21 protein-coding genes and 1 pseudogene are annotated in these 21078 nt (G+C 65.2%); 7 read left to right on the top strand and 15 right to left on the bottom strand.

What is annotated here, in order from left to right; all coding sequences use genetic code 11:
* Positions 1-135: 135 nt before the first annotated feature.
* Both LGM89_RS29280 and LGM89_RS29275 read left to right on the top strand, forming a co-directional pair.
* A complete protein-coding gene (locus LGM89_RS29280) occupies positions 136-909 on the top strand; it encodes a transporter substrate-binding domain-containing protein (protein ID WP_226274768.1) in 774 nt (257 codons plus the stop codon).
* A gap of 60 nt (positions 910-969) precedes the next feature.
* Positions 970-2085, top strand: coding sequence for a succinylglutamate desuccinylase/aspartoacylase family protein (locus tag LGM89_RS29275; protein WP_226274767.1), 1116 nt, complete (start codon positions 970-972; stop codon positions 2083-2085).
* A 260-nt stretch (positions 2086-2345) separates the two neighbouring features.
* On the opposite strand, the pseudogene LGM89_RS29270 reads toward LGM89_RS29275, so the two are convergent.
* Positions 2346-2429, bottom strand: a pseudogene (locus tag LGM89_RS29270) (IclR family transcriptional regulator); the annotation flags it as partial.
* A gap of 102 nt (positions 2430-2531) precedes the next feature.
* Between LGM89_RS29270 and LGM89_RS29265 the strand changes: the two are divergent.
* The gene (locus LGM89_RS29265; RefSeq protein ID WP_226274766.1) at positions 2532-3656 is read left to right on the top strand and encodes a PDDEXK nuclease domain-containing protein; all 1125 of its coding nucleotides are present in this window, start codon (positions 2532-2534) and stop codon (positions 3654-3656) included.
* A gap of 179 nt (positions 3657-3835) precedes the next feature.
* Here the strand turns inward: LGM89_RS29265 and LGM89_RS29260 are convergent, their stop codons facing one another.
* Entirely contained in the window at positions 3836-4624 is a 789-nt protein-coding gene (locus LGM89_RS29260; RefSeq protein WP_039367952.1) for an IclR family transcriptional regulator, read from the bottom strand.
* Positions 4625-4852: 228 nt separating this feature from the next.
* Between LGM89_RS29260 and pcaF the strand changes: the two genes are divergently transcribed.
* The gene (gene pcaF, locus LGM89_RS29255; protein ID WP_071331902.1) at positions 4853-6055 is read left to right on the top strand and encodes a 3-oxoadipyl-CoA thiolase; all 1203 of its coding nucleotides are present in this window, start codon (positions 4853-4855) and stop codon (positions 6053-6055) included.
* Positions 6056-6147: 92 nt separating this feature from the next.
* On the opposite strand, the gene LGM89_RS29250 is transcribed toward pcaF, so the two are convergent.
* The 3 genes from LGM89_RS29250 to LGM89_RS29240 all read right to left on the bottom strand — a co-directional run bounded on the left by LGM89_RS29250 (position 6148) and on the right by LGM89_RS29240 (position 8172).
* A complete protein-coding gene (locus tag LGM89_RS29250) occupies positions 6148-6648 on the bottom strand; it encodes a DUF523 domain-containing protein (protein ID WP_413227488.1) in 501 nt (166 codons plus the stop codon).
* 109 nt (positions 6649-6757) lie between these two features.
* Positions 6758-7318 carry a GNAT family N-acetyltransferase gene (locus LGM89_RS29245; RefSeq protein WP_226274764.1) on the bottom strand — a complete coding sequence of 187 codons (561 nt, stop codon included), beginning with the start codon at positions 7316-7318 and terminating at the stop codon, positions 6758-6760.
* Entirely contained in the window at positions 7315-8172 is an 858-nt protein-coding gene (locus LGM89_RS29240; protein WP_226274763.1) for a class I SAM-dependent methyltransferase, read from the bottom strand. The genes LGM89_RS29245 and LGM89_RS29240 overlap by 4 nt, the downstream gene beginning before the upstream one ends.
* 324 nt (positions 8173-8496) lie before the next feature.
* Here LGM89_RS29240 and LGM89_RS29235 point away from each other — a divergent pair, with 324 nt between their 5' ends.
* On the top strand, positions 8497-10041 hold the full coding sequence (locus LGM89_RS29235; protein WP_089433395.1) for a PAS domain-containing methyl-accepting chemotaxis protein: 1545 nt from the start codon (positions 8497-8499) through the stop codon (positions 10039-10041).
* 412 nt (positions 10042-10453) lie between these two features.
* A complete protein-coding gene (locus tag LGM89_RS29230) occupies positions 10454-11998 on the top strand; it encodes a PAS domain-containing methyl-accepting chemotaxis protein (RefSeq protein ID WP_226274762.1) in 1545 nt (514 codons plus the stop codon).
* Positions 11999-12116: 118 nt separating this feature from the next.
* Here LGM89_RS29230 and LGM89_RS29225 read toward each other — a convergent pair whose 3' ends face one another.
* From LGM89_RS29225 to LGM89_RS29180, 10 genes are all read right to left on the bottom strand, one after another.
* Positions 12117-12695, bottom strand: coding sequence for a TerD family protein (locus LGM89_RS29225; protein ID WP_089496113.1), 579 nt, complete (start codon positions 12693-12695; stop codon positions 12117-12119).
* Positions 12696-12727: 32 nt separating this feature from the next.
* Complete coding sequence (locus LGM89_RS29220) at positions 12728-13303, bottom strand: TerD family protein (protein ID WP_089428971.1); 576 nt, start codon at positions 13301-13303, stop codon at positions 12728-12730.
* A gap of 28 nt (positions 13304-13331) precedes the next feature.
* The gene (locus LGM89_RS29215; protein ID WP_089475760.1) at positions 13332-14363 is read right to left on the bottom strand and encodes a TerC/Alx family metal homeostasis membrane protein; all 1032 of its coding nucleotides are present in this window, start codon (positions 14361-14363) and stop codon (positions 13332-13334) included.
* 11 nt (positions 14364-14374) lie between these two features.
* Positions 14375-14824, bottom strand: a complete 450-nt coding sequence (locus LGM89_RS29210) for a tellurite resistance TerB family protein (RefSeq protein ID WP_089428973.1) — start codon at positions 14822-14824, stop codon at positions 14375-14377.
* A gap of 47 nt (positions 14825-14871) precedes the next feature.
* On the bottom strand, positions 14872-16080 hold the full coding sequence (locus LGM89_RS29205) for a TerD family protein (RefSeq protein ID WP_226274761.1): 1209 nt from the start codon (positions 16078-16080) through the stop codon (positions 14872-14874).
* On the bottom strand, positions 16077-16670 hold the full coding sequence (locus LGM89_RS29200; protein WP_226274760.1) for a TerD family protein: 594 nt from the start codon (positions 16668-16670) through the stop codon (positions 16077-16079). Before LGM89_RS29200 ends, LGM89_RS29205 begins: the two co-directional genes overlap by 4 nt.
* A 167-nt stretch (positions 16671-16837) precedes the next feature.
* Positions 16838-17788, bottom strand: coding sequence for an HpcH/HpaI aldolase/citrate lyase family protein (locus LGM89_RS29195; RefSeq protein WP_226274759.1), 951 nt, complete (start codon positions 17786-17788; stop codon positions 16838-16840).
* Positions 17785-18879 carry a cysteine protease StiP domain-containing protein gene (locus LGM89_RS29190; RefSeq protein WP_226274758.1) on the bottom strand — a complete coding sequence of 365 codons (1095 nt, stop codon included), beginning with the start codon at positions 18877-18879 and terminating at the stop codon, positions 17785-17787. The genes LGM89_RS29195 and LGM89_RS29190 overlap by 4 nt, the downstream gene beginning before the upstream one ends.
* A complete protein-coding gene (locus tag LGM89_RS29185; RefSeq protein WP_089496118.1) occupies positions 18872-19630 on the bottom strand; it encodes a trehalose phosphatase in 759 nt (252 codons plus the stop codon). The genes LGM89_RS29190 and LGM89_RS29185 overlap by 8 nt, the downstream gene beginning before the upstream one ends.
* Complete coding sequence (locus LGM89_RS29180; protein ID WP_226274757.1) at positions 19620-20747, bottom strand: phosphoribosyltransferase domain-containing protein; 1128 nt, start codon at positions 20745-20747, stop codon at positions 19620-19622. Before LGM89_RS29180 ends, LGM89_RS29185 begins: the two co-directional genes overlap by 11 nt.
* Here LGM89_RS29180 and LGM89_RS29175 point away from each other — a divergent pair.
* On the top strand, positions 20746-20991 hold the full coding sequence (locus tag LGM89_RS29175) for a hypothetical protein (RefSeq protein ID WP_226274756.1): 246 nt from the start codon (positions 20746-20748) through the stop codon (positions 20989-20991). The two genes, LGM89_RS29180 and LGM89_RS29175, sit on opposite strands and share 2 nt — an antisense overlap.
* Positions 20992-21078 lie beyond the last annotated feature (87 nt).

The following is a 21078-nucleotide window of genomic DNA, read 5'->3' as shown; positions in this document are numbered from 1 at the left end:
GGCAAGCGCGGGGCCGGTGATCGGGAAAAGTGATCATGATAAGGCAGCGGGCGATTCCGGCGGCGGCGTGTGCGCACTACGATCGCAGGCAGTCCGGCTCGTGCCGTTTGCCCATCGTCCCGCCCTTCGTCGACCATGAAACGTCCCTTCCTGCCGCTCGTTTCCCTATGCCTTGCGCTCGCGGCCGATTCCGCGCACGCACTCGATGCGCGCCCCGTGCGCCTCGGCATCGATCCGACCTATCCGCCGATGGATTCGAAGGCGCCCGACGGCAGCCTGAAGGGCTTCGACGTCGATCTCGGCAACGAGATCTGCCGCCGCGCGCAGTTGCGCTGCCAGTGGGTCGAGCTCGAATTCTCCGGGATGATTCCCGCGCTGCAGGCGCGCAAGATCGACGCGATCCTGTCGTCGATGGCGATCACCGAGAAGCGCGAGAAGCAGATCCTGTTCTCGTCGAAGCTGTTCCGCTTCAAGTCGCGGCTCGTCGCGCGGCCCGGCAGCGGCGTCGACAGCACGACCGCGTCGCTTGCGGGCAAGCACGTCGGCGTGCAGTCGGGCACGCAGTTCGAATCGTGGGCGCTCGCGCACTGGGCGCCGGCCGGTGTCGGCGTGATGCCGTACAAGAGCCAGGACGACGTGTTCGCCGATCTCGTCAACGGCCGCCTCGACGCGGCGTTGCTCGGCACCGTGGAAGCCGACTACGGCTTCCTGCGCACGCCGAAGGGCAAGGGCTTCGCGTTCGTCGGCGCGCCGCTCGACCTGGGCGATCGCGGCGTCGGCATCGGCATGCGGCAGTCGGATACCGCGCTGAAGGCGTCGATCGACGGCGCGATCGCATCGATGCTGACGGACGGCACGTACGACCGGATCGCCAGGAAGTATTTCGACTTCAACCCGTACGGCGACTGAGCGCCGACTCACCTCGACGTTTCACCGGCTTCTTCGTTTTCATTTCGTTCGAGACCATCGATGCAGATTCGCACCACGCCGCTCCTGTCACCGTCGATCGGCACGCAGCGCACACTGACGAGCTTTCATTTCGGGCCGGCCGACACCGGCCGCAAGATCTACCTGCAGGCCGCGCTGCACGCGGACGAGACGCCCGCGATGCTCGCGGCGTTCGTGCTGAAGCGGCGTCTCGCGCAGCTCGATGCCGACGGCCGGCTCGCGGCCGAGATCGTGCTCGTGCCGGTGGCGAACCCGGTCGGCCTCAATCATCATCTGCTCGGGCAGTTCATCGGCCGTTTCGAACTGGCGAGCGGCCGCAACTTCAATCGCGGCTTCCTGCCGCTCGCGGAGATTGCCGCGCGTGCGCGCGACCGGCTCGGCGACGACGGCGAGCGCAACCGCGCGATCGTGCGCGAATGCGTCGGCGCGGCGCTCGACGAGATCGCGCCGCGCACGGAGTTCGATGCGCTGCAGCTCACGCTGCTGAAGTTGTCGCTCGATGCCGATGTGGTGATCGACCTGCATTGTTCGCTCGAAGCGGTGATGCACGTGTACACGAGCGACACCGCATGGCCGGAGGTCGAGCCGCTCGCGCGTTATCTCGGTGCGGACGTGTCGCTGCTCGCCGAGGATTCGGGCGGGCACGCGTTCGACGATGCGCATCACCTGCTGTGGACGCAATTGCGGCAGCACTTGCCGGCAGGCACGCCGATGGCGGCGGGCACCGTGGCCGTGACGGTCGAGTGCCGCGGCCAGCGCGACGTGACCTACGAATATGCGGAACGCGATGCCGATGCGCTCGTCGACTATCTCGTGTGGCGCGGCGCGGTACGCGGCGAGCGCACGCCCCTGCCGCCGCTCGCCTCACCGGCCACGCCGCTCGCGGGCAGCGAGCAGTTCTACGCGCCGGTGAGCGGGATCCTCGTGCACCGCGCGGCGATCGGCGCGACGATCCGCGCCGGCGATCCGTTGTTCGACATCGTTGATCCGTTGACGGATGCGAGCACGACGATCTCGAGCGGCACTGATGGTGTGTTCTACATGCGCCGCGCGATTCGTTTCGTCACGGCTGGCGCACCGCTGGGCCGCGTGACAGGCACGGTGCCGGTACGCAAGGGGATGTTGCTGGGCGCGTGAGCGGCGCGGTGTCCTACCCGTGTGCGACGCGGTTTCGTTCTTGTCAAATTGACTGCGGTTCCGTGCGTCACTAAATTGTGCGGCGCGGAGTTCGCTCCGTGTTCCGTGAGAAGAACGTTGTAACCAAGTGGAGTTGATACGGGCAGCCCTGGGCTGCCCGTTTTTTTGCTCGAGTTGTCGTATTGCTGATACGACAATTCGAGCCGGATGCGTCGTTGCCCCGGTCATTCGGGAAGCCGCACGTCATGCCGGCCCGTTGTTTACCCCCGCCGCGCCACCAGCTCCGACACCGTCTGCGCGGCCTGCTGCAGCGGCCCGAGAAACTCCTTCACCATCTGCTTCGCGTACAGGTGCAGCGTATTTTCGTTCGTGTCAGATAGACCGAGTCTTGCCCCGTCACTAAATTGTGTTGCGCGGTCATCTCCGTGTTCCGCGGAGGGGATCGCATGGGCAACAGGACGCTTTCTATGACAACCGCGAAAAGATCTGTCGTGCCGGCCGGCTATGCCGGCATCCATAGTGGCATCGTCGAATTGCTCGAGGCCGCACGCCATGCGGCGGCCCGCAAGGTCAATGCGTTGATGACGGCGAGTTATTGGGAAATTGGTCGCCGTATCGTCGAGGCTGAGCAGCAGGGAAGGCGGCGCGCAGGATATGGCGAGCAGTTGATCGAGCGCCTCGCGAACGATCTCACCGGGCGGTTCGGTCGCGGGTTCAGTCGCCAGAACTTGCAGCAAATGCGGTCGTTCTTCGTGACCTGGCCAATTCGCCAGACAGTGTCTGGCGAATCTTCCCCGGCACCGGTACACCCGAGGCGGCTCGACGAACTGGCGCAGTGCTTCACGCTGCCGTGGTCGGCCTATGTGCGGCTGCTGTCGGTCAAGGACGACCAGGCCCGTCGGTTCTACGAGGCCGAAGCCCTGCGTGGTGGATGGAGCGTGCGCCAGCTCGACAGGCAGATCGGCAGCCAGTTCTACGAACGCACGGCGCTGTCCCGGGACAAGGCTGCGATGCTGGTCAAGGGCGCGGTACGCAAGCCGGCGGACGCCGTTACTCCCGACGACGCGATCAAGGACCCTTATGTGCTGGAGTTTCTGGACCTCAAGGACGAGTACTCGGAGTCGGACCTCGAAGCTGCGCTGATCGAGCGGCTGGAAGATCTTCTGATCGAGCTCGGCGAGGAGTTTGCTTTTGTCGGGCGTCAGCGCCGGTTGCGTATCGACCAGACCTGGTATCGGGTGGACTTGCTGTTCTTCCATCGTCGGCTGCGCTGTCTCGTCATCGTCGACTTGAAGCTCGGCAGCCTGACCCACGCGGACGTGGGCCAGATGCATCTGTATTGCAACTACGCCAAGGCGCACTGGACGCTTCCTGACGAGAACCCGCCGGTGGGTCTGATCCTTTGCGCCGACAAGGGGCACGCACTTGCGCGGTATGCGCTAGAGGGTTTGCCCACCAAGGTCATGGCAGCAAACTATCGAACCGTGCTACCGGATGCGGAGTTGTTGCAACGAGAGTTGGAGAACACGCGGCGCATGCTGGAGTCTCGCGTCAAGCCGCTCCGAAGATAGCGGAGCACGCCGATACGGGCGGCCGCGTCGGCTTGGCGGGAGTGTCTCGGTCTGCATCGGAGCGCCATCTCTGCCGGCGCAGTGTTGACGACGATACCCACAGCGTTGCCGCTCCGCCCATGTCGAAGAACCAGCAGGGCGGCAACGGCTTCATCGTCGCCGTGCGTGGCGGCTTGTACTCACCCCCGCCGCGCCACCAGTTCCGACACCGTCTGCGCGGCCTGCTGCAGCGGCCCGAGAAACTCCTTCACCATCTGCTTCGCGGTATGCCGCTGCGCGTTGCCGCTGATGTTCATCGCCGCGATGATCTGCCCGCGCCGGTTGCGGATCGGCGCGGACAACGACATCAGGCCCACTTCGAGTTCCTGGTCGACCACCGCCCAGCCCTGCTGGCGCACCTGCGCGATCGCCGCCTTCAGTTCGCCGAGATCGGTGATCGTGCGCGGCGTATGCGCGCGGATGCCGCTTTGCGCGAGCGTCTCGTCGAGCTCGGCGTCATCGAGCGCGGACAGCAGCACGCGGCCCATCGACGTGCAGTACGCGGGCAGCCGGCTGCCGATCGACAGATTGATCGTCATGATCTTGCGGGTCGGCACGCGCAGCACGTAGACGATCTCGGTGCGGTCGAGCACGGCCGCCGAGCAGCTTTCGTGGATCTGCGCGGACAGCTGCTCCATCACGGGATCGGCGAGATTCCAGAACGGCATCGACGTGAGGTACGCGAAGCCGAGCTCGAGGATCTTCGGCGTGAGCCGGAACAGCCGGCCGTCGGCCTCGACGTAGCCGAGCGTCTGCAGCGTGAGCAGGATCCGGCGCGCGCCCGCGCGCGTGAGCCCGGTGGCCGAGGCAACCTCGGTGAGCGTCTGCTCGGGACGGGCCGCGTCGAATGCGCGGATCACCGCGAGGCCGCGCGCGAACGACTGGACATAGGAGTCGCCGGGTTTCGTCTGAGTGTCTTCGGTTGTCATGAGCGCCTGGAATATCGTGCAGCCGAGAAGATAGCGCATGGGGCCTGACACGCCAACCGCGCGGCGGACCGCGCGCTTGACAGGTCGTCCCCGCACTCCCTATGATGCGGTGAACGTTCGATACACGATCTTATGTTCGTATATAGAACATTTAAGCGCATCCCGACGGGCAATGCAAGGGGCGCGCCCTGTTCATTCCCCCAGCCTGTCCTGGGACCGGAGACACTGATGACCGAAGCTTTTCTGTGTGATGCGATCCGTACGCCGATCGGGCGTTACGGCGGTGCACTGTCCGGCGTGCGCGCCGACGATCTGGGCGCGGTGCCGCTCAAGGCGCTCGTCGAGCGCAACCGCGACGTCGACTGGACGGCGATCGACGACGTGATCTACGGCTGCGCGAACCAGGCCGGCGAGGACAACCGCAACGTCGCGCGCATGTCGGCGCTGCTCGCAGGGCTGCCGCAGGGCGTGCCGGGTTCGACGATAAACCGCCTGTGCGGTTCCGGGATGGATGCGGTCGGCGTGGCCGCGCGTGCGATCAAGTCCGGCGAGGCCGCGCTGATGGTCGCGGGCGGCGTCGAGAGCATGACGCGCGCGCCGTTCGTGATGGGCAAGGCCGCGAGCGCGTTCGCGCGCCAGGCCGACATCTACGATACGACGATCGGCTGGCGCTTCGTCAATCCGCTGATGAAACAGCTGCACGGCGTCGATTCGATGCCCGAGACGGCCGAAAACGTCGCGGTCGACTACAACATCAGCCGCGCCGACCAGGACCTGTTCGCGCTGCGCAGCCAGCAGAAGGCCGCGCGGGCGCAGCAGGACGGCACGTTGGCCGAGGAAATCGTCGCGGTCACGATTGCGCAGAAGAAGGGCGATCCGCTGGTCGTGTCGCGCGACGAGCATCCGCGCGAGACGTCGCTCGAAACGCTGGCGAAGCTGAAGGGCGTCGTGCGCCCGGACGGCTCGGTGACGGCCGGCAATGCGTCGGGCGTCAATGACGGCGCCGCCGCGCTGCTGCTCGCGAACGAGGAAACCGCGAAGCGCTTCGGCCTGACGCCGCGCGCTCGTGTGCTGGGTATCGCGACGGCCGGCGTCGCGCCGCGCGTGATGGGCATCGGCCCCGCGCCGGCCACGCAGAAGCTGCTCGCCCGGCTCGGGATGACGATCGACCAGTTCGACGTGATCGAGCTGAACGAGGCGTTCGCGTCGCAAGGTCTTGCGGTGCTGCGCATGCTCGGCGTGGCCGACGACGATCCGCGCGTGAACCCGAACGGCGGCGCGATCGCACTGGGCCATCCGCTCGGCGCGTCGGGCGCGCGTCTCGTGACGACCGCGATGTATCAGCTGCATCGCACGAACGGCCGCTTTGCGCTGTGCACGATGTGCATCGGCGTCGGCCAGGGCATCGCGATCGCGATCGAGCGCGTCTGACCTGCGTCACACGGCGAAGCGGCAGCGCACGCGCCGCTTCGCGCTATCCGAATCGATGCGCGGCACGAGGGTTCTCGTGCCGCGCATCGTCGTTAACCGGCCTGCGACAACTGCTTGAGGCGCGCATCGAGCGCGTCGATCTCGGTGTCAGCGAACACTTCGATGCCGTGCTCGCGCAGCAACGCCGCCGTGACACCGGCGCCCGCGTGCCGCCGGTTCTCGAAACTTCCGTCATAGATGAACGTGCTGCCGCACGACGGACTGCCGTCGGCCAGGATCGCGAAGCGGCAATCGTGCGTGCGCGCGAGGGCCAGCGCGGTGTGCGCGCCGGACACGAACGGCGCCGTCACGTCGGTGCCGTTCACGTCGACGATGCGCGCGGCGCCAGCCAGCACCCGCTGCCCCGATTCGCCGCCGGCGATTTCGGCGGGCGGGCGCGGCACGCTGAAGCCGCCGGCCAGTTCGGGGCAGACGGGGACGAGACGCCCTTCGCGCTGCCACCGTTCGAGCGCCTCATGCGCGGCGGTCTTGGCCGAGCCGTTGTAACGGACCGGATGACCGATCACGCACAGGCTGACGAGGATCTTCGGCATGGCTTGCGGCTGCGCTTCGTTTTGCAATTTCACTCTCCGTGATGCGGCGATAGCCGATAGCGGCCGTGGCAAAGCGGGAAATTCCACGCTTCAACCGCGCGCCGGTGCGTCAGGCCGTCGGTCCTTCCAGGTGAATGTCTTCCGGCTCGAGCGCGTACAGCGCCGGGTCGGGCGATGTGCTGACCGTGAAGCCGAGCCGCAGGTAGAAGTCGATCGTGTTTTGCGACGGCGTCGCGGACACATACAGGCGCGCAGCGCCCATCGCGCGCGCCTGCTCGCGGGCCGCGCGGTAAAGCTGCTCGCCGAGCCCGCAGCCGCGCCAGTCGTGGCTCACGTGCAGGAACTTCAACTGCAGCATGTCGCCGTGCGGGCCGAGCGGCTGGCTGTCGACGAAGACCGCCGCGACGAGCCGCGCGCCGTCGAACATGCCGACGCACCAGCCGCCGCGATCGTGGCAGTCGAGCAGGATCGGCGTGTAGTGGTCGGCTTCGCCGTCGGGCCAGCCCGCGACGTCATAAAAGTCGGGAACGAGATGCAGCGTGCCGTCGCGCAGCACGTACAGGTGCTCGATGATCTCGCGCCGGTCGATGGTCCACACGAGCGGCACGTCGTCGCGCGTGAGCAGGCGGGTGGACAGTGCGTCGCGTTCGGCAGCGGTGCGGCGCGTCATGCGGCCTCCCGATGCGCGGCGATCGCATACATCAGCGGCAGGCGCGGCATGTGATCGGGCGGCACCATCCGGCGGCCGTCCAGCTCGCGCATGTCGTCGAAACCCTTCCAGCCGTTCGCGTACGGATATTCGGTCAGGCGGTCGATCGCGAGCCCGGCCGATACGAGCGCGTTCACGACATCGCCGATGCCCCACATGAACTCGTAGCTCGGATGCGGGTTCGCGAAATCGACGACGCCCGGATGGTCGTGCTGCGCGCCGAGCCCGGTGCCGGACGCGGCAACGTAATCGCCGACACCTGCCGGCTCCTCGGTCGCATCGCCTTTGAAATAGTCGTAGTGCGGCTTCCAGTGTTCGTCGAAATACAGCGCGAACGGATGGAACTCGACCATCGCGAAACGGCCGCCGGGCGCGAGCAGCGCGGCGATCCCGCGGGCCCACGCGTTCAGGTCGGACAGCCAGCAGATCGCGCCGTACGACGTGAACACGCGCTCGAAGCGCTCGCCGCGCGCCGCGGCCTCGGGCATCCAGTCGAGCACGTCGGCGCGCTCGAAGCGTGCGGGCAGGCCCGCGTCGGCCGACAGTTGCCGTGCGAAGGCGATCGCTTCGTCGGAGATGTCGACGCCCGTCGCGTCCGCGCCGTCGCGCACGAGGCTCAGCGTGTCCTGCCCCGCGTTGCACTGCAGATGCAGGAGCCGCACCCCGCTGACGTCGCCGAGCAGTTCGCGTTCTTCCGGGAAGAGCGTCGAGCCGCCCGCGCGGAAAAATGCGGCCTGATCGCCTTTATGACTGTTATGCGCGACTGTCGCCGTATTCCAGGACAGCCGATTCAGTTCGTGCAATGCCTTTTTCATCGAATTCGAATACCGATTGAATGGGACAGGATAGACGGAATCGTTTCGCCGAGTGCAACGGCCGACGGCGTTGGCGTGCCGTGCGGCCTGGCTGGGCGGTGCGGCGTGACATGCGGATGAACACGCGCAGCGAATATTGCCGGATTATTTGATCGAAATCATGGCGTCCGCCGAATTGAATATTTTATGCGATCAAAGGGTAAGGTTTTTCCCCAATATGCCGACAGTAAGATGAAGACCGTCGTAAAGCGATAAACCGTTTTTCGGCTACTGAGCGTGAAGTCAGCGCGACGCGGACGTCAGATCCGCTTTTCGGAGCCTTGCATGCGCAATAACCAGCCCGTTACCCAACAGGAATTCGATTTTCCCGACGACGTCACGCTGATGTCGACGACCGACGCAGACAGCATCATCACCTACGCCAACACGACGTTCGCGCAGGTGAGCGGCTTCACGAACGAGGAACTCGTCGGCCAGCCGCACAACGCGGTGCGCCACCCGGACATGCCGCGCGAAGCGTTCGCCGATATGTGGGCGACGCTCAGGCGCGGCGAGCCCTGGACCGCGCTGGTGAAGAACCGCCGCAAGAACGGCGATCACTACTGGGTGCGTGCGAACGCGATTCCGGTGATGCGCAACGGCGAGCCGCAAGGCTACATGTCGGTGCGGACGAAGGCGCCGCACGACGAGTCCGAGGCCGCCGACGCGCTGTATCGCGCGTTCCGCGAAGGCAAGGCCGGCCAACGCCGGTTCCACAAGGGGCTGGTGATCCGTACGGGGCTGCTGCGCATCGCATCGCTGTCGCAGACGATGTCGGTGCGCGCGCGCGTGCACTCGGCGCTGTGCGTGCTCGCGCCGGCGGTCGTTGGCGCGGGCTGGGCATGCGGGCTGGCGGGCGGCGGGCTCGCGGCGTTTGCCGGCGTGACGGTTGGCGTGGCGGCGGCGGCCGGCCTGTGGCTCGATGCGCAGATCGTGCGTCCGCTGAAGCGGCTGCACGACCAGGCGCTGAACGTCGCGACCGGCGAAAGCCGGCGCGGCGTGCGGATGAACCGTGTCGACGAGATCGGCATGACGCTGCGCACGATCAACCAGCTCGGGCTGATGTTCCGCTGGCTCGTCGACGACGTCAGCGAGCAGGTGCACAACGTGCAGCGCGCGAGCAACGAGATCGCGCAGGGCAACAACGACCTGAGCGCGCGCACCGAGCAGGCGGCGTCGAGCGTACAGGAGACGGCCGCGTCGATGGCCGAGATGACGGCGACCGTCGACAGCAACGCGGAGACCGCGCTGCAGGCGAACCGGCTCGCGATGTCGGCGAGCGAGGCGGCCGGGCGCGGCGGGCAGGCGGTGGGCGAGGTCGTTACGACGATGAGCGACATCACGGCCAGCTCGCGCAAGATCGCCGACATCATCGGCGTGATCGACGGCATCGCGTTCCAGACCAACATCCTTGCGCTGAACGCGGCCGTGGAAGCGGCACGCGCGGGCGAGCAGGGGCGCGGCTTCGCGGTGGTCGCCGGTGAGGTGCGGGCGCTCGCGCAGCGCAGCGCGAATGCGGCGAAGGAGATCAAGACGCTGATCGGCGCGAGCGTCGAGCGCGTCGAATCGGGCGCGCGGCGCGTGGACGAGGCGGGCAAGACGATGGAGGACATCGTCGCGCAGGTGAAGCGCGTGTCGGACCTGATCGCGGAGATCAGCTCGTCGACGGTCGAGCAGAGCACGGGCGTGTCGCAGGTGGACCAGGCGGTCGTGCACCTGGACAACATCACGCAGCAGAACGCGGCGCTGGTCGAGCAGAGCACGGCGGCGTCGGAGAGCCTGAAGCAGCAGGCGACGCGGCTGGTGGATGCGGTGAACGTGTTCCGGTGAGCGTCGGGGCGCGCACGTGATGTGCGCGCCAAATCAAACCATCCGCGGTGACGCGCGCAATGCGCGTTCAGGTTTTTCGATTCATTAAAAATGCCCCAAACGAGAAATATTCGTATTCAAGATTTCACGATTTTGCTTTGAATCAATTCGAGAAAATTACGTTGAATCATCAGGTGAATATCCGCCAAACCGTTGCCTGTCTTGGCGTTTAGTTTCATCCATAAACAATGTGTTCGGTAAAAACAAGACAATGTATTTCTAATGCATATTTACCCGAATACACCATAATGTTTTCGTGGAATGTGCCGAAAGCGCAGGGGTAAGACCAACGTGCATGCGGACAGACCGCAATGCGCGGGTCTCGAATCAATCGACAAGCGGACGCAAGATCCGTTACCCGGAGCTCCACACCATGCGCAACAACCAGCCCGTCACGCAACGCGAATTCGATTTTCCCGATGACGCGACGCTGATGTCGACCACCGACGCGAACAGCTACATCACCTACGCGAACGCGGCCTTCATCCAGGTCAGCGGATTTTCCCCCGAAGAGATCGAAGGCCAGCCGCACAACGTCGTGCGGCATCCGGACATGCCGAAGGAGGCGTTCGCCGACATGTGGGCGACGCTCAAGGGCGGCGAGCCGTGGACCGCGCTCGTGAAGAACCGCCGCAAGAACGGCGATCACTACTGGGTGCGCGCGAATGCGATTCCGGTGATGCGCAACGGCGAGCCGAAGGGCTACATGTCGGTGCGCACGAAGGCGACGCGCGACGAGATCGCGGCCGCGGAGGCGCTCTACAAGGAATTCCGCGAAGGGCAAGCTGGCAACCGGCATTTTCACAAGGGGCTGATCGTCCGCAAGGGCGTGGCCGGATTCACGTCGCTGTTCCAGACGATGTCGGTGCGTGCGCGGCTCCATGCGTCGCTGTGCGTGCTCGCACCGGTCGTGGTGGCCGGCGGCTGGGCGTGCGGGCTGGCCGGCGGCGGGCTCGCCGCGTTCGCGGCGGTGACGGCCGGCGCTGCGGCGGCCGCGGGGCTGTGGCTCGATGCGCAGATTGCGCGCCCGCTCATGCAGTTGCGCGACGAGGCGCTGCGCGTGGCGACCGGCGAGAGCCGCAGCGGCGTGCGGATGAACCGTGTCGACGAGATCGGCATGACGCTGCGCACGATCAACCAGCTCGGGCTGATGTTCCGCTGGCTCGTCGACGACGTCAGCGAGCAGGTGCTGAACGTGCAGCGTGCGAGCAACGAGATCGCGCAGGGCAACAACGACCTGAGCGCGCGCACCGAGCAGGCGTCGACGAGCGTGCAGCAGACGGCGGCGTCGATGGCCGAGATGACGGCGACCGTGTCGAGCAATGCGGAGACGGCGCTGCAGGCGAACCAGTTGTCGGTGTCCGCGAGCGAAGCGGCGGGGCGCGGCGGGCAGGCGGTGAGCGAGGTGGTCGCGACGATGAACGACATCACGGCCAGCTCGCGCAAGATCTCGGACATCATCGGCGTGATCGACGGCATCGCGTTTCAGACCAACATCCTTGCGCTGAACGCGGCGGTGGAAGCGGCGCGGGCCGGCGATCAGGGGCGTGGTTTCGCGGTGGTTGCGGGCGAGGTGCGGGCACTCGCGCAGCGCAGCGCGAACGCGGCGAAGGAGATCAAGACGCTGATCGGCGCGAGCGTCGAGCGCGTCGAATCGGGTGCGCGGATCGTCGATGGCGCGGGCAAGACGATGGAGGACATCGTCACGCAGGTGAAGCGCGTGTCGGACCTGATCGCGGAGATCAGCTCATCGACGGCGGAGCAGAGCACGGGGGTTGCGCAGGTCGATCAGGCGGTCGTGCACCTGGACAACATCACGCAGCAGAACGCGGCGCTGGTCGAGCAGAGCACGGCGGCGTCGGAGAGCCTGAAGCAGCAGGCGACGCGGCTGGTGGATGCGGTGAACGTGTTCCGGTGAGCGTGGCTTGCCTCGTTGGCCTTCACGCATGTCGACCGGCCTCATGCGTGGATCGCGCCGTTCAGTGACGAACTGAACGGCGCGATCGGCCAGGCTGGAGATTTTCCAGCCTTTCGGATTAACCGATGCTCACCCCGTGAGCTTCTGCCAGAGGCTTCAGGCCACCCGTGAAACCTTGTCCGATCGCCTTGAACTTGAACTCGTCGTTGTGGCGATACAGCTCGCCGAAGATCATGGCGGTTTCGGTCGATGCGTCTTCGGACAGGTCGTAGCGGGCGATTTCCTTGCTGTCGGCCTTGTTGACGACGCGGATATAGGCGTTGCTCACTTGACCGAACGACTGCTTGCGGGCTTCTGCGTCGTGAATCGTGACGGCGAAGACCAGCTTCTTCACGTCGGCCGCCAGACCGGTCAGCTTCACGTTGACCTGCTCGTCGTCGCCGTCGCCCTGGCCGGAACGGTTGTCGCCCAGGTGCTCGATGGAACCGTCGGCGGACTTCTTGTTGTTGTAGAAGATGAAGCTGGCGTCGTTCAGGACTTTGCCGTTTTCACCGGTGACGAAGATCGAGGCGTCGAGGTCGAACTCGGTGCCGTCGGTGACGCGCGGGTCCCAGCCCAGGCCGACGACGATTTCGCTCAGGCCCGGGGCCTCTTTCGACAGGGAGACGTTACCGCCTTTGGACAGACTGACAGCCATGGTGTGATTCCTTGTTCAGGTGAGGAGACCGTTCAGAAGTTCATGCCGTAGCCGTTGGCCAGGGCACGCAGGCCGCCGGCATAGCCTTGGCCAACGGCGCGGAATTTCCATTCGCCGCTGCTGCGATACAACTCCGCGAAGATCATCGCGGTTTCGGTGGAGGCGTCTTCCGCCAGGTCGTAGCGGACCACCTCGGCACCGGAGGTCTCGTTCACGACGCGGATGAACGAATTGCTGACCTGGCCGAAGTTCTGCTTGCGCGCTTCCGCGTCGTGGATGGTGACCGTGAAGGCGATCTTGTCGATGTCGGCCGGAACGCGGCTCAGGTCGACCTTGATGACTTCGTCATCGCCGTCGCCCGCGCCGGTACGGTTGTCGCCGGTATGCTCGACGGAGCCGTCCTGGCTGCGCAACTGGTTGTAGAAGATGAAGTCGGCTTCACCGCGGACTTTGCCGTTGGCCCCCAGCAGGAACGCGCTGGCGTCCAGATCGAACTCGGCGCCATCGGTCGCGCGCGGGTCCCAGCCGAGGCCGACCAGGATTCGGGTCAGGCTCGGGTCGGCTTTGGACAGGGAGAGGTTGCCGCCTTTTTGAAGAGTCAGTGCCATGAAAACAGCTCCTTTGAGTTGTGACGGGTTACTGATTTTCGGCTTGCGCGTCTTCCTTGTTCGGGAAGATCACGCTGGCCAGGATTCCGATTGCCAGGACCGCCATGACGATGAGCAGGCTGGTGTTCGGGGAGATGCTGATACCGTGGTGGAACAGGTGGTCGGTCGCGTTCAGGCCCAGCTTCGCCGCGATGAAGAACAGCAAGACGACCACGGCCTTTTCCAGATGCACCACGTAGCGCTTCAGCGCTTCCAGCACGAAATACAGCGTGCGAAGGCCAAGAATGGCGAACAGCATCGCCGAGTAGACGATCAGCGGTTCACGGCTGACTGCGATGACCGCGGGGACCGAGTCGAACGCGAACAGGACGTCGGACACTTCGATCACGACCAGGCAGAGGAACAGCGGCGTAGCGAACAGGCCGCCTTTGGCCGCCAGGCTCATGTCCCGCTCGGCCGTCCGTGCTTCCGCCTCGAGCTGCTTGCGGCTCACGAAAAATTTGTGGCCGTGCAGCCTGGGCCATACGGGGAAGAGCTTTTTCGCGAAGCGGCAAGCAAGATGCTGCGAGTAATCCTTCTCCTCGTCATCGTCGTCACCGCCCTTGAGCATCATGACGGCGGTCCACGCCACAATCAGCGCGAAGGCGATCTCGACCCATGGGCCGAATGCCAGCAGGCCGGTACCGATGACGACAAAGACCCCACGGAAGACGATGGCCCCGATGATGCCCCAGTGCAGGATGCGGTGACGCATGCCGTCCGGAACCTTGAACCACGCGAAGATCGCCATGAAGACGAACAGGTTGTCGACGGAGAGGACCTTCTCCAGCGCATAACCGGTCAGGAACAGGCTGGCCACTTCCGCGCCGTGCTGCACGTACAGGAAGCCGGCAAAGGCAACGGAGATGGCCACCCAGAATACCGACCAGATGGACGCCCGGGCGAGGGTGATCGGCTTGTCGTCGCGGTGGGTCACCATGTCCAGCACCAGGGCGGCCAGCGCCAGGCCGATGAATACCGCCATGGTCAACGGCGGGAAGCCAATGTGTGTCGTTTCCACGTTTCGGTTTCCTACAGTTCGAAGTCAACCGGGTTCAAGCCGAGCTCGAGGCAAATCAGGCGGCAAGCTGCTTTTTCCTTGTCGTCGAAATGACCGTCGGATGCGCCAATGGCACAGGCCACGCGCACCAGCAAGCGTGCTTCGCCGTCCTTGCCCTTGATCTTGCCGATCGCCTTCAGCGCCTCGGCCTGGCCGATCTGGAAATCGAATTCGAACTTGCCGCAGGCGTCGTTGAACACCGCGATCACGTCGCTCAGGTTGAAGACCTTCAATTCCGGGGAATTGTTGATGAAGCCGACCATCTTCAGCTTCTCTTCGGATTTGATCTCGCCATCCGCGGCGGAGATCAGCGCGCAAGCGTTGGCGGTTGCCTCCATGAACGTCCGGTTCTTGAATTTGGCGACTTCGATGGTCAAGGTTTCGCGGGCTTTGGCCGCGTTGGTTTTCAGCCAGTCGAGCATGTGTTTCCTCTCAGTGAGCGGGGCCGGACGGCCCCGCCGGTCAATGGTTACTTGGAGCCTGCTTTCCAGCGCATCCCCCAGCCGTAGGCACGATCCATTTCCTCGTGTCCGGGATGGAAGTCGACTCGACGAGAGACCTTGACGGCCCCGTTCACGTTTTCAAGCAGGGCAATCGCGCACATGCCGTGGCGGCCGCCCTCCTCGTTCATGCGAACTTCGATGTCGGACTGGCCGGGCACGAAAATGGTGACGACACCATCCGTTGCCTTCCAGTTCGGCGCGCCGTCGTAGATGAACGCGAAAATCAGGATGCGTTCGATCTTGTTCCACTGTTGCCCATTGATGCGAAGCCACTCGCCATCGGCCACCGAGCCGGTGCGGTCATCTCCCATCAGCTGGATGTAGGGTTCCTCCCGCAGATCGCCGAAACGCTTGCCGAGCGCCTGCACGGCGCCTTTGAATCCGTCCTGCATTTCGAACAGGCAACCCAGGTCGAGGTCGATGGCGCCGCGTTTTCCCAGGAAGCCGCCGAGCAGGCCACTCGTACCCTGGTTCCAGTTGAGGTTCACCTTGATTTCACCGAAGCCGGCAGCGGTCTTCTCCAGGCTGATGCTGGGGCGTGATTTGTCGAGCGTGACTTTGCCGAGTCGGATCGTGGACGTCGGTGCGCCAGGCGGTACCGGTGCGAGCGCGGGCGCCGGGACGGGCGCCGGAGCCGGCGCGGGAGGGCTCTGGGTCGGGCTACCGGAAGGTGCGGCAACGTCGACGCCGAAGTGCCTGGCCAGCGGCTCCAGGCCGCCGGCAAAGCCTTGTGCGACACAGCGGAATTTCCATGCGTCCTGACGGCGGTAAAACTCCCCGAGGATCAGCGCAGTCTCCTTCATCCCGGTAGTCGGGATCTGCGCCTCGATCCCTCCCGTCACGGCCAGCGCCAGCGTCGAGACGCGATCGAAGGTCGCCTTGTTCTCATGGATAGTCGCGGTGAGCGCGACTTTCTCGACGGCAGGGTCGATCCGGGCGAGATCCACGGTGAACGTTGCCCGGCCGGCCGTCGTGGCGGTCAACTGAACCGCGCCGCCCAGGACACTGGTTTGGCCGTAGAAGCACATGTCGCCATCGCCCCGGACTTTCGCGGCAGCGGTGAGCGCGAATGCGGAGATATCGATCTCCGCGCCTGGAATCGGCGCGTAGTTGATGTCCACGCGCAATTGACCGGTGGCCACCGGTGCATTGCCGCCAGGTACCAGTGTCGTCATGCTCGCACCGCCTGAATCGCCAGATTGACGAGATCGTCCGCGGTGCGGCCGTGGGTGGACTGGCCGATCGCCTTGAATTCCCAGCCGCCGCCGCCACGGCTGAGGCTGGCCATGACAACACCGGTGTGGCGGCCCTTCTCCGCCAAGTTGAAACGCGCCAGCTCCTTGTCTTGGGCGTCGTCGAGGATGCGGCAGTAGGCGTTTTCGACTTGGTCGAACGTCTGACCGCGGAAGCTGTTCACGGTGAACACCAGATGCCGGATGGTGCCCGGCAGGCGCTGCAGGTCGACGTGGATGGTTTCATCGTCGCCATCGCCTTCACCCGTCAGGTTGTCGCCGGAGTGCTCGATGGCGCCGTCCCTGGATGCCAGTTGTCGGAACCAGACCAGGTCGACGGATTTCATGTCGCCGTCCAGCAGGATGCAGGACGCATCGAGGTCGATGTCGTTGCTGCCGCCGCCCAGCATCTTGGAGAAGAAGCCGCTGGGCTTTACCGGGTCCCAACCCAGGCCCAGACTAATCGAGGTCAAGCCACGGCCCGCGGTTTTTTCCAGCGAGATGCTCTGATTCTTGCTCAGGGTGAGTGCCATCTTTACGCTCCTTGTTGATCTTCAATGTTCAGTGTTCGTGCGAGGGATCGGACGGAGTCACGTTGCCGAGTCCCGGCTTGGCCAAACGGCGAGCGGGATTGCCGCCACACGGGGAAAGCGTCGCCATGACTCGTCTTGTGCGGCAGCCTCATGCATTTCCGCGCGCATCAGCCGGCCTCCGCCAGTCGGACGCCATGCTCGCCATGACTCGGGGCGGTGGGCTTCACCCCGTGCCACTTGGCGCGTTCGAGGATGTTGACCGCCCACTTGTAGTGGGTTGCCGGCTCGCACATCGCGTCGTTGTGCTTGAAAACGGCAGGCGCCGCATCGTTGACGATCAGCGTGGCGCAGTTGAAGTCCTCGAGGCTCACGCGCAGCGCCTCCTGGATGATGCGGATCTGGCTCGGATGAATGGCCGTCTTCCCTACCAGGCCATGAGCGATGTCCAGTTCCAGTTCCTCGTTCAGGAGATGGGGCGTCGCGAGTTGCTCGAAGACGGGCGCGGTCAGGGCAAATCCCTGCGCCCCCATGATTCCGGCAAGCATGGGAATCACGTAGCTGAGAGGCGTGCTGTAGAGCGTGGTGGCCGGATTGCGCCGCAGACCAAGACAACCCATCAGGTCGTTGCCGCCGATGCGCAGCGCGATGATGCGTCGGTTCAGGTTCGCCTTCAGGGCCGAGCCAAGCTCCACCATTGCGCCCGGGTCGTAAACGTCGGCTGTCTCCAGTGTAGGCATGAGGTACAAGTCAGGACGACTGACCGTGTTCTCCCACGACGAAAGGGACTGCAGCGTCAACTTGGGCACGACGAACCCGTCGACGTGCTTCATCAGCGGCCAGTCGTTCAGCACCGCCGCCATCGCGGCATCACGTGGCCGAACGAACAGCAAGGGACCGGATTCGGCGCGCCCGCCCCGGGCATCGATATTCATGAGGAGCGCCCGCAGGTTCGCCAGCGCGCTGTCGACGTCGATTGCCGCCACCGCGTCTTCCAGACAGACCACCAGCGAGCGCAGCTCAGGGAATCGGGTGCCGGAAACCACATCCAGAATGTCGCTGCGGGTGGCCGGCATGTACAGCGTCGCGCCGAGGGCGAACGGAGAGAGGGTTTTAATCAATTCGCGCTCCGAATGATGGTGACCGCGCAGTACGGCCCCAGATCGGCGCCAGCTTCCTCTACGGTCACGCCCGCGCGTTCGGTGAGGTGCAGCAGCAACTGAACGTCGCAGTCATCGCGGTCACGTACCAGCACGCGATCCGGCACACGGCGCAGGACCGCCCGGGTTGCCTCGGCGATACCCGGTTTCACGCGGTTCAGGTTGCCGATGTCGAAGCGGGTTGCCAGCGCGGACACCACGTCGTCCGCGGACGCCTGAAGCGTCAGTCGCTGGTCGTTGGTCCATGGAGCGGCAAGTCGGGCGGCTGCCAGCGCCCGACGTTCGGCGTCGATCCTGTCGATGAACGCGCGCGTGACATCGTGTTCGCGCAGGTGTTCGTAGACCACGCAACCATGCAGGCCGCCTTGAGCCGGCCAGATGGAGCGGGACACCAGCCCGGAAACGGTTGCACCGAGAATGCCGGACGGAATGGTCCAGTCTTGCGCGGAGGCAGCCAGCCACGCGCGGCCGCAAGGATCCGCCAGAACCACGAGGCGCGGACCTTCAGGGAAGCGCGTGTCGTCCGCGAGGGTCCGTGCGAGCTCGCCGGAAATAGCGCCTTTGCCGGTCCAGCCGTCGACGAAGACGATGTTTTCGGCGCCATGCAGCCGGATGATGGCTTCCAGCGCAACCGTGTCGATCCCGCGATCGCGAATGATGCTGATCCCGTAGTGGCGGGCGTCGCGCCCCATCTCCACGAGTGCCCGGCGCAGCAGCACGCCAAGCGGCAGGCCCGCGCGCACAAACGAGACCAGCGCGATGCCCGGCCCGGTGCAAGCGGCATTCAGCGCCAGCGCCAGGGACTGCACCTCCGAAGCCATGCGGGCGCCGTTCTGCACCAGCGCGCGGGCGTAAAGGCGCTGGTGCACGTCGCTGGGCGCCTGCTCGAGGCCGATCATTTCCGAGTAGTGTTTTTGATTCGTCTGGATCAGACGCTCCTTCTCCTCGACGTCGGTGACGCTCATCCGCACGTGTTGCAGAAGGACGTGCACATCGTCGGGGGCATAGCTGCCGCTGCCGACGGTGTTCAGGCTCGCGAGGCGATTACCCATGGATCGTCCCCGTCACCCAATTCGCAAGCTGGCTGCGCGCGGGTGTCGCCCACATGTGGCAGAGATCCATGTACCCGAGATCGGTGATGCTGTCGCCGAAGCCCAGGACCGGCCGCTCGCCGTGAATCTCACGGTCGCGGCGCAACCATTCCTGAACGGCTGCACGCTTGGCCAGCCCCGTTGGCAGGAAGGCAAGGTTGTTGCCGTTGGCGTGAACGTGCATGCCGTCCACCATGCGCCGGGACCGCACGCCGGCCAGCACCTCGGCGAGCACCGCGTCGTCGGACGCGTTGTGCTTGATCACCACGTAGTGGCGCAAGCCATCTTCTTCCACGACCCAGCCGCGGAGCGAGTGGCCGAGTTCCTCGCCGATCGCCAGCGTGGCCTCGCACAGTGCCGGCAGTCGCTCCTGAACGCTCTGGAGAACCTCGACCATTTGCCCGTGCCAGCTTCGATCGCGTAATCCGTCGGGGCGGAGCATGACGCCCCCATGCGAGCAGATTGCGCCTTCGGTGAAGGGAAGCATGACGCGGCCGTATGCCTCCACGCTGCGCGCGGTGACCGGAACGACGTCGGCGGTGGCGAGCAGCCACGTGATGAAGGCGTGCTGGACCGGGTCCATGAAGCCGTTTGGCTGACCGTGCACGTCCAGCGTGGCCGCCGTGCGCGGGACGCCTTCCGCCATCTTGCGGGCGGTCTGGAACAGGGTGTCGTCGAGGTCGACGAATGCCAGGGGGCGGTTACCGCTCATCGACAATCACCTCTGCGTTCAGTGCATCGACGAGTTCCACGGGGAGTGCCTGAGCGGGCGTTTCCGTGCAGATCAGGACCCGGTCGAACTGGCCGGGCTTCACGTTGTAGAGGAAGTTCGGAATACCGAGGCCGTAGTTGTCGGGGAACGACAGCGCGTGCTCGATGGCATGGCCCAGAGCGATGGGGGACCGCGTGGTCGAGCTGAAGTGGACATCCGCGCCAGATCGCTCCAGGCGTTCCGCCAGCAGAAAAGGACGCCAGACGAACTCGCCGGTACCGACGACAATGACTTTCTCGCCGGGCCGGACCTGGACGTCCGGCGCAAGCGTGTCGTCCACCTCCCGAACGCCCAGACGTCCCCAGTCATTGCGGGGCGAGAGCGGCCATTCGCCCATGGAAACGGTGCCGACGTTCGGCATATCCGGGAGCGGCGCGGACTGATCCTCGTGGAACTGGTAGGAGCCGGTCAGCAGCGATACCGCGGTGGCCGGTTCCCCGATCGCGTGACGCGCGGCACCGGCAGTCCAGTCCGTCAGGACGCAGGTGACCACTCGCTCGACGTTGCTCAGGCCTGCTGCGACCAGTGCGCGGTGCAGGTTCAGGAAGGTCTTGCCGGTGGAGGCTTCGTCGTCCACCAGGATCAGCGATCGAGCCTTCAGCATCAGGTCACGCATCTCGGGATCGACCGGCCAGTGGATCAGATGAGCGCTCGCATGGCTGTGTTCTTCCTCGAATCGAGCAAAGACGCGCGTACCCAGCGGATGCCGGGTACTGGTGAGGTACACGCTGTCAGGGCGGCCCGCACGATAGGCGCGGTGCACGCCGGCACCGAGGCCCACCGCGGTTTCGGCCATGCCGATCACCAGTACCGGCCCGGGCAGGTCCGCCGGAATGCAGGCCGCCAGGCGCTCGAAGCTGGCCGCCATGATCGACGGGCGTACCGGGATGTGACGGCCCAGGACCTTGGATACGAAGAGGAAGGCTCGCTTGGGATTCCGGCGCTCCGCGAAACCGAAGAGGTTCGCAGGAGGCAGCGCGGCGGCGTCGACTCTGATCTCGAGCAGCCCCCGCTTGAGTTGGGCGCGCAGGCACGTTGGTCCTACGTGGCTTTCCATGAACAGCATCCTCGTTGAGCGTGGCTCGAAGACTGACGACGACCGCTTGCGCCGGGTGCGCAGTCGGTCGAACCGCGTTCGCGCCGGGCGCCAACACCATCGGTCCGGCATCCCGAAACCTTTCAAAATGAAATTGAATCGTATCAAATTTGAAAGGTTGGTGGGTGAAGGCGTGTGCCGATGTCGCGAGGGCTTTGGTTTTTCGGTTTTGTTCGAGAGGATGGGCGTGGCGGGCGTGGCCTGATGACGACGGTCAGCCGTTCGATCAAGGCCGATGCGGTGATCGCGGTCTGGTGAAAGCGGCGAGGGGGGAAGCGGCGAGGAGGGGGAA

The organism is Burkholderia sp. AU31624 (assembly GCF_020420065.1).
Classification (GTDB): domain Bacteria; phylum Pseudomonadota; class Gammaproteobacteria; order Burkholderiales; family Burkholderiaceae; genus Burkholderia.
This window is presented reverse-complemented; position numbering and strand designations above follow the sequence as displayed.

What these genes read in the sequence shown, in the direction of transcription:
- LGM89_RS29280 (WP_226274768.1), top strand. Translation starts at nt 136, where the DNA reads ATGAAACGTCCCTTCCTGCCGCTCGTTTCCCTATGCCTTGCGCTCGCG.
- LGM89_RS29275 (WP_226274767.1), top strand. Translation starts at nt 970, where the DNA reads ATGCAGATTCGCACCACGCCGCTCCTGTCACCGTCGATCGGCACGCAG.
- LGM89_RS29265 (WP_226274766.1), top strand. Translation starts at nt 2,532, where the DNA reads ATGGGCAACAGGACGCTTTCTATGACAACCGCGAAAAGATCTGTCGTG.
- LGM89_RS29260 (WP_039367952.1), bottom strand. Translation starts at nt 4,624, where the DNA reads ATGACAACCGAAGACACTCAGACGAAACCCGGCGACTCCTATGTCCAG.
- pcaF (WP_071331902.1), top strand. Translation starts at nt 4,853, where the DNA reads ATGACCGAAGCTTTTCTGTGTGATGCGATCCGTACGCCGATCGGGCGT.
- LGM89_RS29250 (WP_413227488.1), bottom strand. Translation starts at nt 6,648, where the DNA reads ATGCCGAAGATCCTCGTCAGCCTGTGCGTGATCGGTCATCCGGTCCGT.
- LGM89_RS29245 (WP_226274764.1), bottom strand. Translation starts at nt 7,318, where the DNA reads ATGACGCGCCGCACCGCTGCCGAACGCGACGCACTGTCCACCCGCCTG.
- LGM89_RS29240 (WP_226274763.1), bottom strand. Translation starts at nt 8,172, where the DNA reads ATGAAAAAGGCATTGCACGAACTGAATCGGCTGTCCTGGAATACGGCG.
- LGM89_RS29235 (WP_089433395.1), top strand. Translation starts at nt 8,497, where the DNA reads ATGCGCAATAACCAGCCCGTTACCCAACAGGAATTCGATTTTCCCGAC.
- LGM89_RS29230 (WP_226274762.1), top strand. Translation starts at nt 10,454, where the DNA reads ATGCGCAACAACCAGCCCGTCACGCAACGCGAATTCGATTTTCCCGAT.
- LGM89_RS29225 (WP_089496113.1), bottom strand. Translation starts at nt 12,695, where the DNA reads ATGGCTGTCAGTCTGTCCAAAGGCGGTAACGTCTCCCTGTCGAAAGAG.
- LGM89_RS29220 (WP_089428971.1), bottom strand. Translation starts at nt 13,303, where the DNA reads ATGGCACTGACTCTTCAAAAAGGCGGCAACCTCTCCCTGTCCAAAGCC.
- LGM89_RS29210 (WP_089428973.1), bottom strand. Translation starts at nt 14,824, where the DNA reads ATGCTCGACTGGCTGAAAACCAACGCGGCCAAAGCCCGCGAAACCTTG.
- LGM89_RS29205 (WP_226274761.1), bottom strand. Translation starts at nt 16,080, where the DNA reads ATGACGACACTGGTACCTGGCGGCAATGCACCGGTGGCCACCGGTCAA.
- LGM89_RS29200 (WP_226274760.1), bottom strand. Translation starts at nt 16,670, where the DNA reads ATGGCACTCACCCTGAGCAAGAATCAGAGCATCTCGCTGGAAAAAACC.
- LGM89_RS29190 (WP_226274758.1), bottom strand. Translation starts at nt 18,879, where the DNA reads ATGGGTAATCGCCTCGCGAGCCTGAACACCGTCGGCAGCGGCAGCTAT.
- LGM89_RS29185 (WP_089496118.1), bottom strand. Translation starts at nt 19,630, where the DNA reads ATGAGCGGTAACCGCCCCCTGGCATTCGTCGACCTCGACGACACCCTG.
- LGM89_RS29175 (WP_226274756.1), top strand. Translation starts at nt 20,746, where the DNA reads ATGAACAGCATCCTCGTTGAGCGTGGCTCGAAGACTGACGACGACCGC.
- LGM89_RS29180 (WP_226274757.1), bottom strand. Translation starts at nt 20,747, where the DNA reads ATGGAAAGCCACGTAGGACCAACGTGCCTGCGCGCCCAACTCAAGCGG.